The sequence below is a fragment of the Haloarcula mannanilytica genome (assembly GCF_005406125.1).
GTDB classification, from domain to species: domain Archaea; phylum Halobacteriota; class Halobacteria; order Halobacteriales; family Haloarculaceae; genus Haloarcula; species Haloarcula mannanilytica.
Genome location: NZ_BIXZ01000006.1, coordinates 176,052 through 193,166 on the forward strand (window position 1 = coordinate 176,052; position 17,115 = coordinate 193,166).

A 17,115-nucleotide genomic window follows, 5' to 3' on the forward strand; every position below is an offset into this window, starting at 1 on the left:
CGTATCGTGATACTTTAACCGAGCACACATGAGCCCGACTTATTATTACACTCTAGTAATTCACCTATCATAGTGGCACCCGACCCAGCGTATTGTTCGACTTGTGGGACCGAACTAGACGACCGGGAAATCGAGGGCCGGACGAGACGCTACTGTCACAATTGCGCGAAACCGATTTACAGAAATCCGAAGCCGTGTGCTGGCGTCCTCGTAGTTGACGAGCAGAAGCACGTATTGCTAGTCAAACGGACACAGCCACCTGCGGCTGGTTCTTGGAGTCTCCCCGCAGGGTATCTAGAAGCCGATGAACCCCCGCAGGAAGCAGCGAGTCGAGAATTGCACGAGGAGACCGGACTCTCCGTTTCGACGAGCGACATCACACTTCACGATACAAATTTCGTTCAACACCCTAGCGGTCAGCACATTCTTGTCGTAATCTATCTCACGACACGAGCATCGACGACAGGTTCGCCAACTCCCGGGTCCGATGCCGGCGCAGCACGGTTCTGGGATCTCGAAGAGATAATTTCGAGTGCTCAGCGGATCGAACCGGGGTATGAAGGGATTTTCGAGGCGGCAGTACGCGTTACAAATACCACCACATCGGACCGCTGAAGTAACGCTTCCAGTCAGCTAAACCGCGATTTGAACTCGCTAGAGGCGGTTGGATGGGGCGGATACTGTTCGGAGGCGTGGAGAGATGTCGGACCTACAAAATGGGGGCCGGCGGTGAAACTCCAGACGTTGTGCCACTTCACGATATCGCTGTTCTCTGCGATCCACTGTGCGAAATTTTCAATGAACAGGGGGTTATCACCTCCCCCAGCGTCGTTCCGGTTTCGAGCGACCACTCCATATTCCGGGAATGCAAGTGGTTTCTCGTGTTGTCTCGCGAACTCTGCCCAATCGTTCAGCCCAAATTCCTGGCTAACGAGCCGGTTCCAGGTCCGCTTACGACGCTCACGGACACACGAGTCGCCACACTGGTCCGGGTAGTATAGTTCCCCTTTGTCGTAAACTGTCAATCCGATGATGTCTACCCACTGATCTCCTGGGTATGCAGTTGTTGGGTCCATGTGGACTCGTCCGATATGTGGGGCCCACATGTAGCTGAAATCCGCGTCGTCAACTGAATTTATCGCCGTAACTACCTCTTTCCATGCCTTGATGAATAGTTCGGGCCTATCTACCGCCCCGTCTGAAGACCATCGCCCGTTCAGTTCGTGTCCGAGCCGTAACGTCGCATCTGACATTCCGTTCCGAATCAAACTACGAGCAAATTGCTGATGTTGAGTCGTGTGTTCCCCCTCAGCTACGGCGGACAAAGTCGACTCCCCCGGAGGGAACATTTTCGCTGTGACCGCTATCTCACGCTCTGATGCGATTGGCTCAATGGGGACTTCGAACGGCATATTGTCGATACGATACCTGTCCCAGCCGCTGTGTGGGACGTTGAATGAGTAGTAATCAACAGTCCGTCCGAACCACTCCTCCCAGGGCTCTAACGCGGAGTCGTCGCCCAGATAGACCCCCACGCCAATGCCCGCCTCCTGTTCTGTCGTTTCCTCGGTTGTGGGACGCTCTGTAGAAGGATCCACCGAAGTATCAGCCCACGTGCTACAGCCAGCGAGCAAACTCAAACCCATTGCCGTGCTAGTAGAAAGTGTTTTGATAAAACCACGCCGACTCTTCTCTAATGTTTGTGGAGGGCCATGGTTCCCAGTCTCCGAGTCTTTTTCAGGAGGGATTTCTGACTCAGGCTTGTGCATTCACACCGTTTCTTATCCGAACAAATTTAGTTAGAAGCTCATTATTTATCCGAAATGTCGGTCTGATAATTACGGTCGGTAAGATTAGATCTGTGATACATCGTAGATCTGGAGTTTGGATACACCTTACTATAACACATATCTAGCATACTGCGGACGTAGGATGAATGACGTTCCCACGAGTTATTCACCGGCAGAGAACGCTTCGGGTGTTCGAAACGATACTGTATCGGGCACCGATACCGCCCCATCCGTGGCTATCGTAATTCTCACCTGGGAAAACTACGATGAGATCGTCGAATGTTTAAATTCGATACAATCGATTACGTATCCTAACTATCGCGTTATTATCGTCGACAACGGCTCGGAAGACGGTTCGATAGAACGACTGCAATCGGAGTACGAATGGTGTGAGTTCGTCCTCAACGAGGAGAACGAAGGATTTGCCAGGGGAAACAACGCCGGAATTTCGTATGCTCTTGATAGCGGTGCGGACTACGTACTTCTCCTAAACGACGATACGATCGTATCGGAAGATTTCCTTGAGCCACTGGTTGATGCGATGGAAACGTACGATTCCGTGGCTGCTGTCGGCGGTGTCAACCTCTATGCCGATTCGGGGGAGATTCACAATGCAGGGTATACTTTCCATCCCTGGATTGCAGCGAAAGGGGAACTGTATCGCGAGCCGAAATCGAGTGAACCGTACCCGGTTGATTACGTTCAATCCTGCCTTATTCTCTTGAATCCGGAGTTCCTTGATGAGATCGGTTTGTTGAACGAAAGCTATTTTCTAGGGATGGAAGATGTGGATTTAGCGTGGAAGGCGAGAAAGAAAGGGTGGAAGGTTTTGACTGCTCCTGATTCGCGGATCCGGCATCGTATTGGTGAAACCGCAACACGGTCACCATTCAGTTCGTATCACAAGATAAGAAATAAGTTGCAGTTCGGGGCTGAAAACCTCTCACTACCGTGTCGGATCCCGCTATATCTGTCGCTCATAGCTGAGACACTGTATCTGTTTCTATGGTGGTCTGTAACCGGCGGGTTCAATAAAATACGAACGACAGTACTCGGTGCATATGATCACTTCAGAGACGCCGAGTTCAGAGATTACGATAGACTCACGAACTGACACTCCCGCCTGTTCGAAGAGTTGGGGTTTTACAAACGACGGACAGTAATTTGTCGGTTGGTGTATAGTGCAAATATTTAATTGGAAAACAACCGTATCAACAATCAGTATTGTGAGATAATATGAAACAGAGTCCGTTTAACCTATTGGCCGAGAAGGGGCTGGTCACCTTTGCCGTCATCTGTAAATCGTATCTCGCTAGTGAACTATACAAACGGTATCTCAACAGCCGTCGCAACGTTTCAATCGATAACTCAGCCGAAATCGACCTGGCAACTGACTTCGGAACGTCGGGCAATATCACCATCCGCGAAAACTGTCGGATCCGGAAATATACCGTCATCTCTCCGTCCGGAGGGGAAATCGAAATCGGAGCCAACTCCTTGGTCAACGCCTTTGGGTCCCTCCTTGGTCATGGGTCAATCCACATTGGTCAGGACGTATTAATCGGTCCACATACGACCATTGTCGCTGCGAATCACACGTTTAGCGATCAGACTGTCCCAATAGTTCAACAGGAGGTCACAAAGGAGGGTATTACCATTCACGACGACGTATGGATAGGCGCTAATTGCACGGTGTTAGATGGCGTTACTATCGGCGAGGGTGCTGTTGTCGCAGCCGGAAGTGTCGTCACTGAATCTGTGCCCGAATCTACCGTCGTTGCCGGCACTCCTGCGGAGCAGATCGATACACGAAACTAGTTCAATCAGCATTCATTCGGCGGTTTAGACGGCCTATACTAAGACAGTAATATATAAATACTCATCATCGGAGACTTTGAGTTGTAAAATTGATGTCAACTGCTACGTGGCAAGACGTGACGCGCCTGCTTCTTCCGACATCTCTAATTATCGCATTATTTGCCTCCCTTGTGGCGTTTCAGATCCTGGGCCCAGTGGCCGGTGTCAAAAGCGGGTACGTGTTCCTAGGCTTGCTATTTGCAATCGTAATCTATCGGTACTCACAAACAGAGGGAGAGGAAGTAGGCCACAGTAGCTATACAGTACAGAGCTCGGAGTTAGGAAAAGTCGTTTTCGGCGGCGTACTGCTCGCTATAGCAGCGGTGGCACAGGCAGACGCATTGCTCCCGTTTGGAGCGCCGACCATGCGGACTGTGAGCCTTCTTGTCGTTCTGCCCATCGGGTACATATTACTCGCAGTACAAATCCGACAGCGAGCACCAACAGGGTGGCTCATCAGCCAGCTCGTCGCGTTATTTGCACTCGATCCACTAACGAAATACCAATCAACTAACTTTTATTTCGGGCGGGGCGACATTCCAAAACACGTTTACTACACTGATCTCATCACGTCAAGTGGAACGTGGCGGTCGCTTCCGGAAACCACGATGTATCAGTACTTCCCGGGACACCAAACACTTCTCGGAGCAGTGAGCTTTCTTACCGGGTTCTCGTCGTACGATTCACTCGTTATCACCGGGATACTCACGTATCTCGTCGTCATTTGCGCCGCGTATTTACTTGCCCGCCTCTTTTTTCCGGATCGAATACTCTCAATCTGTATCCTGTTCGGTGTTACAGTACTTGGCCCAATCCATCGATACAGCGTCTACTTTTACCCACAAGCGGTCGCAGTTGCGCTAGGGCTGATCGTTATTCTGGGTGCCTATCGATACAGTACGTTCGAACCGACGAGCTATCTCGTGCACACGGTACTTACCATACCCATCGTCGTTGCGCTTTGGTTCACTCATCATTTCACTGTTGTCCTGTTTGCTCCGATACTGGCCGGACTGCTCACGGTTCCTATTCTCGCTAACCGCGGTTTCGGATTCGAAGGTGTCATCCGCCCCCAACTACTGCCAATCGTTGCGTGGGTCGGCGGCAGTGTGGCGTACTGGTTAGTCGGCAGTGTGTTTATCAGTACGCTGATTTCTGCCCTGACCAGAGTAGTCAGTTTCATGCAAGTGACTGGCGACGCGAGCGGCGGTGATCCAGTTCAAACGCTTGGACGTTCGCTCCCTGAACCATCCATTACTGAGGCCGTAATTAGTCTATTCAGCGTTAGTGGGATCTACAATGTCTTTCTCGTCTGTTTGCTCTCTCTCGGGGTGTTGGTGCTCTTTCGAAACCACAACTTGTACCGCCGCGCCGCTGGAATCGTCACTGTCGGCGTGCTCGGATCAATTTTCATGATCAGAATACCGCTTGAGATACACGGGATCCAGCGGATACAACTCCCACTTAGCCTCTTTGTCGCGTTTATCATTGGATCGAGCCTTTATTGGCTCGTCTCTAACCCGAATACGTCTCTCAAGCGAATCGCTCCGGGGCTTCTCGTGGTCGCGGTACTGGCGACTGCCGGCCCTGCTGTGGCAGCTGATGATCTTTACGGCCTCCACTCGGGGCCAGATCTCTGGGAGAAACAATCACTGCCCGAAACCCAAAAAGAATTCAGTGCCGCTGAAATGGAGAGTTTCCAGCAATCAGCGACGTATCTCAAAGAGCAAGAGACCTCCGTCGCTACCGACTGGAATTCGGCTATCGGTCTCAGTAGATACGGTGCAGGCTCTGGTTCGTTCGTCGTAGCGGATGATCGCATCAGAACAGAGCAAGATCTGCTCCTGTACCGACAGCGGTGGACGACCCACAGTGTGCGGTACGTTCCATCGCGGATTGATTTCAGGACGCTCCTCGTTTCGGATGACTGGATGAGAGGGTCTGTCCGTAGTGAAAACAAGGTGTACACGACCGGTGAAATAGGAATGCTCGCAGACAGGGAGAACGCTACGTATCTTGATCGCCAGTAATCAATTCGAATACTCTGTCGTATTGATCCATTAGCGAGTCCCAGGAGTGATTTGACGCGATCTCTGGCCCTGCAGCCGCGAGTCGGTGACGGAGTTCGTTCGAAGAGCGAAGCTGTTCGATGCCGCGAACAAATCCGTGAGCGTCCTCATAGATAAGCACATCTTTGCCGTCTTCAACAGTGAGTCCCTGGGCACCCACAGGAGTCGTAATTGTGGGTAATCCGGCCGCCAGATAATCTAACATCTTTAATTTAGTCCCGGAACCACTGAACAGCGGACATAGTGCGATGTCCGCTAACTGCAAGGCACCAGGGAGTTCATCAACATAGCCGGGTGTATATACATTGCTTGCCGATGTTGAAGGGGGATTCCGTCCGATGAGGAGAAAGGTTACGTCGTCGAATTCGGGGGCAATCTCTTCGCTAATTACCGTTGCCGCGCGTCTGTTCGGTGCATAGTCGTATGAGCCGAGGAACACACACGTGAACACATTCTCGTCTATACCACACTCTCGTGCCGCTTGTGCCGGATTGCCCCCATCGCGTATCCACTGGAAGTCACACCCGTTCGGGATGACGAATGTTTCGGTTCCGGGTGTCTCCTCGAACCGGGCTTGATCGTCTTTGGATTGGAACACCGTTATGTCGGCTGCACTAATCGCTTGCTTTTCAAAGGAGTAGAAGTTCTCTACTGTTCGGCGTCGAAGGAGATCGGGAACACCTCTCTCCTGAAGGTAGCCGTCCAGTATCGTGTGTTCGGCGTTGTGCTTGTTCAGGAGCATCACTGCATCGTGTTCCGCCGAGAGTTGCACTGCTGCATCCGTTACTTGCGGGAACTCACAGACGATAACGTCGAATGAGATTCCCAACGAATTAACTGTCCTGACAAGACTCCGAGTGAGCAGTTTTCGAAGCGGGTGTCGCTCGCTAAATAAAAACAGTCCAGTCCAAAGTTCGTTCCAGATTGGTTGCCGGGTGAACAGTGGACTGGTCAGATCGATCCATTCGATATCATTCGATGGCTGTTCACTGCTGGGCGGTGCAGCTACCCATAAATCACCAAACTCAGTCATTTTCTGGGCAGTGTTCCATAGACGCACTTCGGCTCCGTTCTGTGGCGGGTACATTGCTGTCCGAGTGAGCTGTAAAATATTCATTTGTCAAGAAGGGCGTTCGATAATTCTCAAGCGTATTATCCAAATATCAGGTATCACACCTGTTAGTTATGCTGTCTTAATTTCTCGGATATCTCTTGGGCTGTGATCTCTATCGCATTACTGAGAGTAGTGACCGCATTATTCTACCATTTTCGGCTCATATATTTAAATGAGAGTCGAGAATAGCAAAGAGAAAGACGACATGTGCTGCACGGATGTCGATCCGACGAGGGCATTAATATTGGACGAATGAATGACTGGCATGTGTAACATGATTACGCTGTAATATAATGGCTAAGTCAGTTGATGCGTTCAGTGACCGAATCCGACAGTTCGTCCACGATCTGAGCTTTTACTCTATTGCACATCTCGTCCCTGCGCTACTCTCTCTTGGTGCGCTGATGTTATTTACTCGAGTGTTTTCTCCGGAGATGTTCGGCCGATATTCGCTCGCGTTAGCGGTTGCGGGAATCACCAGTACCCTTCTGTACGGTTGGCTTGACTACTCGGTTCTTCGGTATGCACCGCAGCTAGACGAAGAAATTGTTCTGAGAAATATCTACTCGCTGTATGTTGGAATCTCTGTGTTGTTGTTATTTCTCGCAACGGTCGGTTACCTGTTAGGGGGTTACTGGCTCGGACCGTATACGATATTTTTCTTCCCTGCGCTGGCGCTGGCTATCGCTCGGGGCGGAATACAAGTATTACTGGCTTTCTTTCGTTCTGTCTTAAATTCCCCAAAAGTCACCCTGTTTCGGGTGATGCGGGCCGTGATTTCCGTGACGGTTTCGGTTGTCTTAGCACTCATCGTGCTAGAACATATTGTCGGCTGGATCTTGGGTGCGACTATCGGCATTGTTGTGACCTGTGTGTATATTTTTGTGTCTTCGGAGACTGTTCGGGGAGTTCCATTATTCGACCGAGAGATGATCAACCGGCTCTTCCGATACGGGGTCCCGATGGTCGGATTTATTATCGGGGATGCGTTTCTCGTTCAAGCTGATCGAGTGTTGCTCGAACTCTTGGGAAGTAGTATCGCGGTCGGTATCTACTCCGCGAACTACATGCTGGTCGACCGGGGTCTCCGACTGGCGTATACGCCCATTATCCAGGCGATTACGCCGATAATTATCGATTCCTGGGACGAGGGGAACGAACAAGAAATCGGGACGATGATACACAACTTTTCCAGGTATTTCATTCTCTTGGGCATCCCTGCGCTGGTTCTCGTTGCTGTCCTCAGTAAAACAGTGAGCACGCTGCTGGTCGGTGAAGAGTTTACGAGCGGATTCGTGATCATCCCTGTCGTCGCCATTGGACTGTTTTTCTGGTCACTCGCGAATCTTATACAGGTCATCTTCGAAATCAAGGAGGAAACTGCCATGCTGTCGTATGGTATTGTTGGTGTTATCGCGGTGAATCTCGTACTTAATGTCCCGCTGATAACGACGCTGGGCTATTTTGGTGCCGCCGTGGCTACAACCGTCAGCTACACGCTGTACCTGCTGTTCGTCATGAGACTGTCATCTCGGTATCTTTCGTGGGAGTTTCCCGTTGTTTGTCTTCGAAACGCAGTCGTTGGGGCGATACTGATGTTGCTCCCGACTGTGATACTCTACGTGTTCGACAGCTACACGCTGGTCAGCTCACTCAGTACTGCGGCCATCGGCACATTGTTCTACCTCGTGAGTATCTATCTGCTTGATGAGATCGGACAGGCTGAAATTGAGCAGATTCGGCAGTTTCTGGAGTGACATGGAAGACGATGCCCTAGCGCTATCGGAACAGTTCACATCGAGTAAACGACCGCATTACTTGCGGATCAGAGCTTCGCTTAACTAGTAGGATAGTTGTTATTAAATGACTTTGCGTCAATCTACGGATATGCCCGAGATAACGGTTATCGGTGCGGGTGTCGCGGGTTGTTCACTGAGCTATCTCCTTGATCAGGAGGGGTTCGATGTCACCATCGTAGAAAAAGACGCTGTTGGTGGTCTGCTCCGAGAGATTGAGTTCGAGACAGGGTACCATTGTGATTCCGCTCCGCATCTGTTGTTCTTCGACGAAGAGGAAGAGGCGATTGTCGGGGACCTCTTCTCAGAATTCACGCAGTTAGAGCCACACGAGTTCTATGCTGCGACGTATCCACGTGGGAAACTCTCCGATCCCCACCACTACCCAGTGAGTAAACAAAACATCGACAAATGGGACGATGCAGACGCCATTCGTGAGGAATTAGCTGAAGCACCCGGAAAAACTGATGCCGAGTATTTCGAGGAGTATATGAAAAATCAGGTCGGGGAGACATTGTATAATAGATATAACAAAGATTACACCGAGAAGCACTGGGGTATCGACCCCAAACGTATCACGGGTGACTGGTTCGATTTCAAGATCAGTTTCCCGGATGAGGAACAGGAGTTCTTCGGTGATGGAGCGTACTATCCCGACGACAAATACACCGATATCCTCCAGTCGATGATCGCTGACTGTGATGTCGTTTTCGATGGGGTCACTGGGTTGGAGACCGACGGTGATCGGATCTCCGCTATCGAAACGGAGAGTGGCGACCGGATCAACAGCGATCTTTTTGTCAGTACGATTGACCCGAGTATTCTGGTCGATACGTCGGAGTCACTCAACTATCGAAGTATGGTAATACTCGGAGCGCATATCGAGGCTTCCGAACGACTGTTTCCCGACCACGTCGACTGGGGGTATTTCCCGAACCATTACGACTTTACCCGTATCACGGACTACAAATTCATCCCACAATCGACACCTGATGGAGAATACATTCTCACGACGGAATTCCCCAGTTTCATTGGGGATGAAGTCTGGTCCAATTCCGAAGAGTGGTACAGTGAGTACCTGATGGATTTCCTTGACGAGCAGGGAATTAATGCGACGTTACTCGATGCGGAGGTCAGGCGTGCACCGCGAGCGTATCCCCTCCCGGTGACGGAAGAAATCGATACGTTCGAACGAATCAATGACCGGCTTAGCGCATACGAGAATATGTTCAATCTCGGACGAGTGAGCACCTACGAGTATATCTGGATCAAGGACATCGTTCAGCAGGCTTACGAAACTCGGGACGATATCCTGGAATACGTTCAACAGTCTACAGCCGACTAAAATCCGCCACACTGTCTCTCCGTCACAACGAAGATGAAATACGATGAAACAGCCACATGGACTCAAATTTCCTCAAATACCACGATGAGCGCAACAATATCCTCTATTCCTGATGTTTTATACAGCAAATAATTCCAGGTTCGGTTCTTTGTGTTTTGTATAAAGAATATGCGGCCTAACGGTAATCGATATGTGATAATTCAATTATAATTAAACGTGTTACCTTACTGATTACCTTGTAGTCCCAAACATGACTGAGATGGACTCCGAAACGACCGAAAAAATATTTGTCACGGGCATAGCTGGCTTCCTTGGAAGCCACCTCGCTGATGAATTCCTTGAACAGGGGTACGAGGTCGCTGGGAACGATAACTTCGTGGGTGGATACGAAACCAATATTCCAGCGGAAGCTGAGTTCCATGAGGTCGACTGCAAAGACGTTTCAGGAATGAAGTCCGCGATGGAAGACGCCGATATCGTCTATCACACTGCAGCACTGGCATACGAGGGGTTGAGTGTTTTCGCTCCGAGTCGCATCAATCAGAGTATCTATCAGGCAACAACCGCGACGCTCGCTGCTGCTGCAGATGTCGGCATCGACCGGTTCGTCTACTGTTCCAGTATGTCCCGGTACGGGGAAAACGAAATGCCGTTTACCGAAGACATGGAGCCGCAACCACAGGATCCGTATGCCGTGAGCAAGGTGGCCGCAGAGGAGATGGTGGAATTGATGGCTGATATCTACGGATTCGAGTACGTTATCGCCGTCCCACACAACATCATTGGGCCCCGACAGCGATACGACGATCCGTTCCGAAACGTCGCTGCGATTTTCATAAACCGGATGCTCCAGGGCAAACAACCGATCATCTACGGAGATGGCGAACAGAAACGCTGCTTCACCTTCATTCAGGACGACGTTCGCCCGCTCCAGAAACTCGCTCATTACGACAACGTTACTGGTGAAGTCATCAATATTGGTCCTGACGACGAGTTCATCACTATCAACCATCTCGCTGAAACGATTGCCGATATTCTCGATTTCGATCTCGATCCGATCTACAAACCGGATCGCCCACAGGAAGTAAAACTGGCGAACTGCTCGGCGGATAAGGCCCGGCGTATGATCGATTACGAGGCTCAGTACACGCTTCGTGATGGCTTGCAAGAGATGGCGGATTGGATCGAAGAGCGCGGCGCAAAGGAATTCGAGTACCACCTTGAATGTGAAATCGTCAACGATCAGACCCCTGATACATGGACGAACGAACTCATCTGACTGGGCACTCTCTCCAACAGTCCGGACAGTAAGATCTACTCAAGGATTGTTTATACCTGGGTGAATTCTCACTGTATCAAGAGACTACCCCAGAAGACGGATCTGATCATCTCTCGATTGGACGGTCGAAAAGAACCATCTTACAGGGTCGTTGACTCATCCATCTCAGCGTTCATCCCCTTTTTGATGTGGTAATCGTTCTATGATTCCCTCGGGCCTGAAGTTTATTAGAACTGCTCGAAAATGTCGTCGTAATGTCAGACGAGGCCGCACACGGTACGTCTGAGCGAACCCCCGTTTCTCAGTGGGTGTTGGGTCTGCCAGCCGCTGGCGCTGCTATTCTCACGGTCGCTGCTTTGGAAGCGTTCAGCCCGGCGTGGGTACTGAAAGGACCAGTACTTCTCTGGCCACTACCCGCAATTGCCGTAATTGCGGCCGTGTTCAGCGGTCCTGTGGCAGTGGTTGGGACGGTCGTCGGCTACGTCGGTTACCAATTATATCACGCCAGCGTTGCTCTCTGGCCGACCGTCGGTTATCTTGTCTTCGGGTTCGCACTGTGTGTGTTCTTGGAAACGTCTGGTCCCAGGCTGCCTGCTCGATCGACGGCTGTTGTCTCGGCCAGATGGCTTAGCCGTTTCGTCGTCGTTGTCGCCGTTGCTTCGCTCTACTTGGGTGTCGTGACTGCGTGGGGATACGAACTAACCGGGCAGTTTCCCTTCTTTCCGACGAGTGTGTTTCTCGCGGTCAACGCGTTCCTCTCGGCTGCGCTCATCGGTGGCCTCGGCACCGTCACACTGACCCGATCGGCTACAGTCATGCAGTACCTCTCGTGGCCCCGGAACTCTCAGTCATCGTTCGAATCGCTCACCGACGTGGATCAATCTTGGCCGCGCGTGCTCGTCTTCGCCCCAGTCGCGTGGTTCCTCCTCGGGAACGGCATCAGCGTCGGCTTCCACATCGTCGAACGGATCTCGTCGATTCACTTCCGGCGACGAGGGTTAGAGCCACTGTTGGTGCTAAAACACTCTCCGCTGATCGGCCAACCAGGGTCAGGGATTCAAGTGGCACTGGGAGCGACGGCGGTGACGGGGCTCGCTCTCGTGGTCTTGCGGTGGCGGCTGTCACGACTGGAATGACCGGTCGTTCCTGGTTGGTGGGACATCCCGCCCGCTCTCGTGTCCGTGTTCAACTCCGGCGGATCGGCGCAGCTGGGTACACCGAGTAGGAACAGACCGCATTGATTTTGTTTCGCATTGAACTGGAAGGGCATCTCCGTACAACCGAGAAGTCTCTCATCGAGATACCCGGTGTCCTTGATCCGCTTGCACTCAACGCGACACCGCAGCACGGGTCATCTGATGGGTGGCTCTTGGACAAAGTGTAAGTTTGATAACTATAATATACTTGTATGGAGCTTACACGACGGGACGCGCTAGCGGCACTCCTAGTCGGCAGCGCGTCCGCGGGAGCTGCCGTATATCTGCCAGAGACAGGTGATGGCACGTCCACGGGCAAGGGGATGGATCTTACAGAAGGAGATATTGAGATCCTGACCGCCGTGGCGACAGTAGTGTATCCGTCCGAACTGAACACTTTCCGCGAGTTCATCGACGAGTACGTGCGGGGATTACATGCGGATCAACGAGCGAAGATTGCGGTCACAGCACGGGCGCTTGACGAGCGTACGCGGCGGATGCACGGAGAAACAATACGGTCACTCTCACTGACCGAACGCGACTCGGTATTGCGCACTATGGGGGTGGATCGAGTCGGTTCTGGTCCGGACGGGAGCCTCCCAGAACAGGTCCGCTACTACATCGTCGATCAGTTGTTATACGGGCTGTACACTTCTCCCAAGGGCAGTCAACTGCTTGGTGTCGAGAACCCGGTGGGTCACCCAGGCGGCTACGAGTCCTACCAGAAACCGCCGGATACTATCGGGCCACAGACCGATGAGTGAGCCTGTATCGAGCCAACGCGACCGAACGCCGTCTCCGAATCCGGATGTCTGCGTCGTCGGCTCGGGCGTCGCCGGAGCGCTCGTCGCCTACTCGCTGTCGAGGCACGGCCACGAGGTGGTGATCCTCGAAGCGGGCCCGTGGTTCGATCCGTCGAATCGCCTCCAGCGGATGGAAAAGGCGCTCAGGCCAGACAGGCATTTCGAGGAGGTGTGGGACATGGGGGGCCCACGCGACCAGTACACGTCGTCTGGCGACGTGTTCTACGGACTCAACAGGACGCGCGTGAAAGGCGTCGGGGGGACGACGCTCCACTGGCTCGGAGCGGCGGAGCGCTACCACGAGAAGGACTTCGAGATGAATACCCGGTACGGGCTCGCGTCGGACTGGCCGATCAGTTACGAGGATCTCCGTCCGTACTACGCGCGGGCAGAGCGGGAGCTCGGAGTGGCCGGCACCGATGACAATCCCTTCGCACCCCCTCGAAAACAGGAGTACCCGATGGAAGCGTTCCCCCCGAGTTACTCCGACTCGCTGTTCGCGGACGCCTGTGACGACCTCGGAATCACGATGCACACCATCCCACAGGCCCGGAACTCCGAACCGTTCGACGGTCGAAGTCAGTGTCTCGGCTTCAGCACGTGCATCCCCGTCTGTCCCTCGGGGGCGAAGTACAGCGCCGATGTCCACGTCAGGAAGGCAAGAGCGGAAGGGGCCCGCATCGTCGACCGCGCCCCAGTCCAGCGGGTCGTCCTCGACGACAGAGGGGAGCACGTCGAGGCAGCGGTGTACGCCACGTCCGACGGTGAGCGACACCGGCAGACTGCCGACCAGTTCGTCCTCGCCTGCGGTGCCGTGGAGATTCCCAGACTGCTCCTATTGTCTGCGACCGACAGGTATCCCGACGGGCTAGCGAACAACAGCGGCACAGTCGGTCAGTACTTCATGGACCATCCGATCGTACGGATTAGAGGGACCCTAGACCAGCCGACGAACCAGAACCCGATCGGGTTCTATACAAGCGGGAGCGAGCAGTTCTACGATCACGAGGAGCCGACGCCGGGGAGTCTTAAGGTCGTCTTCGAAAACGTGAATCCCGTCGGCCCGGGTCGCATGCTCCGGGGCGGTGACACGGGAACTCGGGAGGACCTCTCAGACCCGTTCACCGGCGACGCGTGGGGAGACGAACTGCTCGAACAGATGCGCGCAGAGACGCCGAACCGGCAGGTCGGGATGCTGGCGAACGCGGAGTTACTGCCCCGCAAAGAGAACACAGTCACCCTCGACCACTCCCGGACGGACAACTTTGGAAATCCCGTGCCCGACGTTTCATGGAACCTCGGGTCACACGTTCGCGAAACGATGTCCTACGCTCGGGAGAAACAGCGGGACATCATGGACAAACTGGGCGCGACGATTACCGCAGAGAGCGACCTCGCGAATCCACGACAGGCCTCGCACAAACTGGGGACGACCCGCATGGGGACCGACCCGAGCGAGAGCGTCGTGGGTCCGACACTCCGGACGCATGATCTCAGGAATCTGTACATCGCCTCCGGCAGCGTCTTCGTCACCGGTGGCGCAACACATCCGACGCTAACGATCGCCGCGCTCGCACTGAAGGCCGCCGATCACGTCAATGAGAGGCTGTGATTGCATGGTTTCGCTCTTGCCACAGTGGCTCATACAGGTCAATACGGCTGGCAGTTCGTTCTTGCAGGACTTATCTGACGCGTAGGCGACAAGTAAGTAGACGGGCGCCACGAGGACGGACGCTCTGAGCTACTATCCCACGAAGTGTTGGCCTCCGGCACTGCGGGTCTCCGATACTTTGAACCGCAGTTGCGTGGGTATCCGGTGAATTTCGGACTTTTGCGTTCAATTCGACCAGCAAGCGAAAGCGATGCTTACTTCCGGGCAAGATTGCGAAACGAACGTGAACCAGCAGGTAATGATATTAGATACGATATTTATCTGAGATACTTCCGGAGCGATGGCCATATTCTACTGCCGAACACCGACGAATCCACAGAGTAAGCCATGGAAGTACCTGCGTTGTTGAATAGCGGTGATCGCGCGGACAAGTGGTATTCAACGGCTCCGATAGCGTTTTCTGAGTGCTCTATGCCCGAGGAGGGTAGCCTCAGCGGTAGTCTCGACCAACTCGACTTCGATTTTCTGGAGTGAGAGGTGACACCACGACTACTGATGAAGCTGGGTATTTGACTGTATCTGTCTTAATTACCAATTTTATATAATAATTGAATTTTTTATGTTTAAGGGACGTAGCGAGGTCGTTCGACCGTGCATAATTGGTTCACAAGGGAAAGTTACAGCCCAAGGATGGGTGATCGCTGGATCACATTGCGGTCGACAAACAGTGATCCAACCCAACGACGAGCAGTACTGGCTGTACGCTGCTATCGATTCAAAAACGAGCAAATTACGCTATACAAAGCCCATATCTGCCACAATGAAGGGTTTACCTCATTCGGTTCGTGCTGAACCCAGCCAGAAACGCGACGGTGACCATGCCGTTTTTGTCGTCGACGGGTCACATTCATTGTAAGATGCGTGCCATCGACACGGCCTCGATCCCGGATACGAAAACATGGAAATCGGAATAGCGACGAATATATCTTTAGAGAAGGAAATGGTATAAAGTGTCTGTTTCCAAATTGTTTTAGCAACGCCGAAGCAGAAATAGTCGACGACCGGCTCAATTCGTTCAGTTCCGCTTGGAATCAGCTTGTCTGAACACGATATCTCCGAGGACACATACTTTTTTAAGAGTGCGACTGGCAGCTTGATACAGCGATCAGATGTCGTCAGATAACGCCACACAGCCAGCAACACGTGCAGCGTCGCATCTCAGAACGCTCGAACTCGACGGGAAGTCGTGGATAACCGGCGTCGCCATCAACGGCCTCCTCGCCGAGGGAAGCGAGCAGTCAGTCGAGACTGCCAGAGACCTCGTTGACAGAGCCGTTGCAACGCAGGCCGACAACGGTCAACTGGGATACGGTCCGAGCTATCCCATCGAGGTGTTCAGTCACGGCCGGGAGTACGATGCCAGTTGGGATCTCACAGTGAAAAAGTGCATGAACACCAACAACACGACTGCCATCGGCCACGGTGTACTCGACTTCTACGAGCGGACAGGTGAGAAGCGATACCTCGACGCGGCGAGGGGCGAGTACGAGTGGCTCCAGTCAGTCGACCGCACGGAAACTGGGGGGATCCCACATCACGACCCGGATGTTGCGGGGATCAAATCGCTATGGATCGATTCTGTGTATATGATGTGCCCGTTCTTCAGCCGATACGCCGAAGCCGCCGACGAGCCGGCGGCCCACGACGAAGCCGTCAGACAGTATCTGGTACACGCCGAGCATCTCCGCGACCCCCGAACCGGACTGTTCCGGCATATTTGGGTCGAGACGCCGGACCACTACCCGCAAGGGACGTTCTGGGCGCGGGGGAACGGCTGGGCTGCCGCGGCGGCCGTCGAAATCCTCGACCGGTTGCCGGACGACCACGCCCAGCGAGCGGAACTGGCCGACCACTTCAAGAGCCACTGCGAGAGTTTGCTCCCACTCCAGGACGGGAGCGGTTTCTGGCACAATCTCGTCGACGACACGGATACGCCTCTGGAGTCCTCCGGAACGCTGATGTTCGCCTTCGCATTCAACCGCGGCATCGAACTCGGACTCCTCGATGAGTCCCAGTACCGCGAGCCGGCAGACGACGCGCTTGAAGCGGTGACGCACGTCGTGGATGATGAAGGCGCGGTCGGCCGCGTTGCCGGTCCGCCAGGCGGCCCCGAAGCACCACTAACAGTGACCCCGTACGGGCAGGGTTGGTATCTCATGGCAGCCGATAGCGCACGCTGACGCTGCTACTGAGG

13 protein-coding genes and 1 pseudogene are annotated in these 17,115 nt (G+C 53.2%); 12 read left to right on the forward strand and 2 right to left on the reverse strand.

Annotated elements, in window-relative coordinates:
• The first annotated feature begins 72 nt into the window (after positions 1-72).
• On the forward strand, positions 73-615 hold the full coding sequence (locus Harman_RS22155) for an NUDIX hydrolase (RefSeq protein ID WP_160140699.1): 543 nt from the start codon (positions 73-75) through the stop codon (positions 613-615).
• A gap of 14 nt (positions 616-629) precedes the next feature.
• Here the strand turns inward: Harman_RS22155 and Harman_RS15750 are convergent, their stop codons facing one another.
• Complete coding sequence (locus Harman_RS15750) at positions 630-1,769, reverse strand: glycosyl hydrolase (RefSeq protein ID WP_137684730.1); 1,140 nt, start codon at positions 1,767-1,769, stop codon at positions 630-632.
• 163 nt (positions 1,770-1,932) lie between these two features.
• On the opposite strand from Harman_RS15750, the gene Harman_RS15755 reads away from it, so the two are divergent.
• The 3 genes from Harman_RS15755 (at position 1,933) to Harman_RS15765 (ending at position 5,677) form a co-directional block, all read left to right on the forward strand.
• The gene (locus Harman_RS15755) at positions 1,933-2,904 is read left to right on the forward strand and encodes a glycosyltransferase family 2 protein (RefSeq protein ID WP_137684731.1); all 972 of its coding nucleotides are present in this window, start codon (positions 1,933-1,935) and stop codon (positions 2,902-2,904) included.
• A gap of 122 nt (positions 2,905-3,026) precedes the next feature.
• Complete coding sequence (locus Harman_RS15760) at positions 3,027-3,608, forward strand: acyltransferase (protein ID WP_137684732.1); 582 nt, start codon at positions 3,027-3,029, stop codon at positions 3,606-3,608.
• 92 nt (positions 3,609-3,700) lie between these two features.
• Positions 3,701-5,677, forward strand: coding sequence for a hypothetical protein (locus Harman_RS15765; protein ID WP_137684733.1), 1,977 nt, complete (start codon positions 3,701-3,703; stop codon positions 5,675-5,677).
• Here the strand turns inward: Harman_RS15765 and Harman_RS15770 are convergent.
• Positions 5,655-6,803 carry a glycosyltransferase family 4 protein gene (locus Harman_RS15770; RefSeq protein ID WP_160140700.1) on the reverse strand — a complete coding sequence of 383 codons (1,149 nt, stop codon included), beginning with the start codon at positions 6,801-6,803 and terminating at the stop codon, positions 5,655-5,657. The genes Harman_RS15765 and Harman_RS15770 overlap by 23 nt on opposite strands.
• 320 nt (positions 6,804-7,123) lie before the next feature.
• Between Harman_RS15770 and Harman_RS15775 the strand changes: the two genes are divergently transcribed.
• From Harman_RS15775 to Harman_RS15810, 8 genes and pseudogenes are all read left to right on the forward strand, one after another.
• Complete coding sequence (locus Harman_RS15775) at positions 7,124-8,587, forward strand: lipopolysaccharide biosynthesis protein (protein WP_137684735.1); 1,464 nt, start codon at positions 7,124-7,126, stop codon at positions 8,585-8,587.
• Between the two features lie 130 nt (positions 8,588-8,717).
• Entirely contained in the window at positions 8,718-9,971 is a 1,254-nt protein-coding gene (locus Harman_RS15780) for a protoporphyrinogen/coproporphyrinogen oxidase (protein WP_160140701.1), read from the forward strand.
• Positions 9,972-10,221: 250 nt separating this feature from the next.
• Entirely contained in the window at positions 10,222-11,250 is a 1,029-nt protein-coding gene (locus Harman_RS15785; protein WP_200830920.1) for an NAD-dependent epimerase/dehydratase family protein, read from the forward strand.
• Positions 11,251-11,918: 668 nt separating this feature from the next.
• Positions 11,919-12,386, forward strand: coding sequence for a hypothetical protein (locus Harman_RS15790; protein ID WP_137684737.1), 468 nt, complete (start codon positions 11,919-11,921; stop codon positions 12,384-12,386).
• 272 nt (positions 12,387-12,658) lie between these two features.
• Complete coding sequence (locus Harman_RS15795; protein WP_137684738.1) at positions 12,659-13,210, forward strand: gluconate 2-dehydrogenase subunit 3 family protein; 552 nt, start codon at positions 12,659-12,661, stop codon at positions 13,208-13,210.
• Positions 13,203-14,861, forward strand: a complete 1,659-nt coding sequence (locus Harman_RS15800; protein ID WP_137684739.1) for a GMC family oxidoreductase — start codon at positions 13,203-13,205, stop codon at positions 14,859-14,861. The genes Harman_RS15795 and Harman_RS15800 overlap by 8 nt, the downstream gene beginning before the upstream one ends.
• Before the next feature lie 471 nt (positions 14,862-15,332).
• A pseudogene (locus Harman_RS15805) lies at positions 15,333-15,965 on the forward strand (IS6 family transposase).
• A 65-nt stretch (positions 15,966-16,030) separates the two neighbouring features.
• Positions 16,031-17,101, forward strand: a complete 1,071-nt coding sequence (locus tag Harman_RS15810; RefSeq protein WP_137684740.1) for a glycoside hydrolase family 88 protein — start codon at positions 16,031-16,033, stop codon at positions 17,099-17,101.
• The last annotated feature ends 14 nt before the right edge of the window (positions 17,102-17,115 follow it).

Bases quoted from the DNA above. Each gene is read 5' to 3' on its own strand.
- Harman_RS15750 (WP_137684730.1), bottom strand. From the start codon at position 1,769: ATGCACAAGCCTGAGTCAGAAATCCCTCCTGAAAAAGACTCGGAGACT.
- Harman_RS15755 (WP_137684731.1), top strand. From the start codon at position 1,933: ATGAATGACGTTCCCACGAGTTATTCACCGGCAGAGAACGCTTCGGGT.
- Harman_RS15760 (WP_137684732.1), top strand. From the start codon at position 3,027: ATGAAACAGAGTCCGTTTAACCTATTGGCCGAGAAGGGGCTGGTCACC.
- Harman_RS15765 (WP_137684733.1), top strand. From the start codon at position 3,701: ATGTCAACTGCTACGTGGCAAGACGTGACGCGCCTGCTTCTTCCGACA.
- Harman_RS15770 (WP_160140700.1), bottom strand. From the start codon at position 6,803: ATGTACCCGCCACAGAACGGAGCCGAAGTGCGTCTATGGAACACTGCC.
- Harman_RS15775 (WP_137684735.1), top strand. From the start codon at position 7,124: ATGGCTAAGTCAGTTGATGCGTTCAGTGACCGAATCCGACAGTTCGTC.
- Harman_RS15780 (WP_160140701.1), top strand. From the start codon at position 8,718: ATGCCCGAGATAACGGTTATCGGTGCGGGTGTCGCGGGTTGTTCACTG.
- Harman_RS15785 (WP_200830920.1), top strand. From the start codon at position 10,222: ATGACTGAGATGGACTCCGAAACGACCGAAAAAATATTTGTCACGGGC.
- Harman_RS15795 (WP_137684738.1), top strand. From the start codon at position 12,659: ATGGAGCTTACACGACGGGACGCGCTAGCGGCACTCCTAGTCGGCAGC.
- Harman_RS15800 (WP_137684739.1), top strand. From the start codon at position 13,203: ATGAGTGAGCCTGTATCGAGCCAACGCGACCGAACGCCGTCTCCGAAT.
- Harman_RS15810 (WP_137684740.1), top strand. From the start codon at position 16,031: ATGTCGTCAGATAACGCCACACAGCCAGCAACACGTGCAGCGTCGCAT.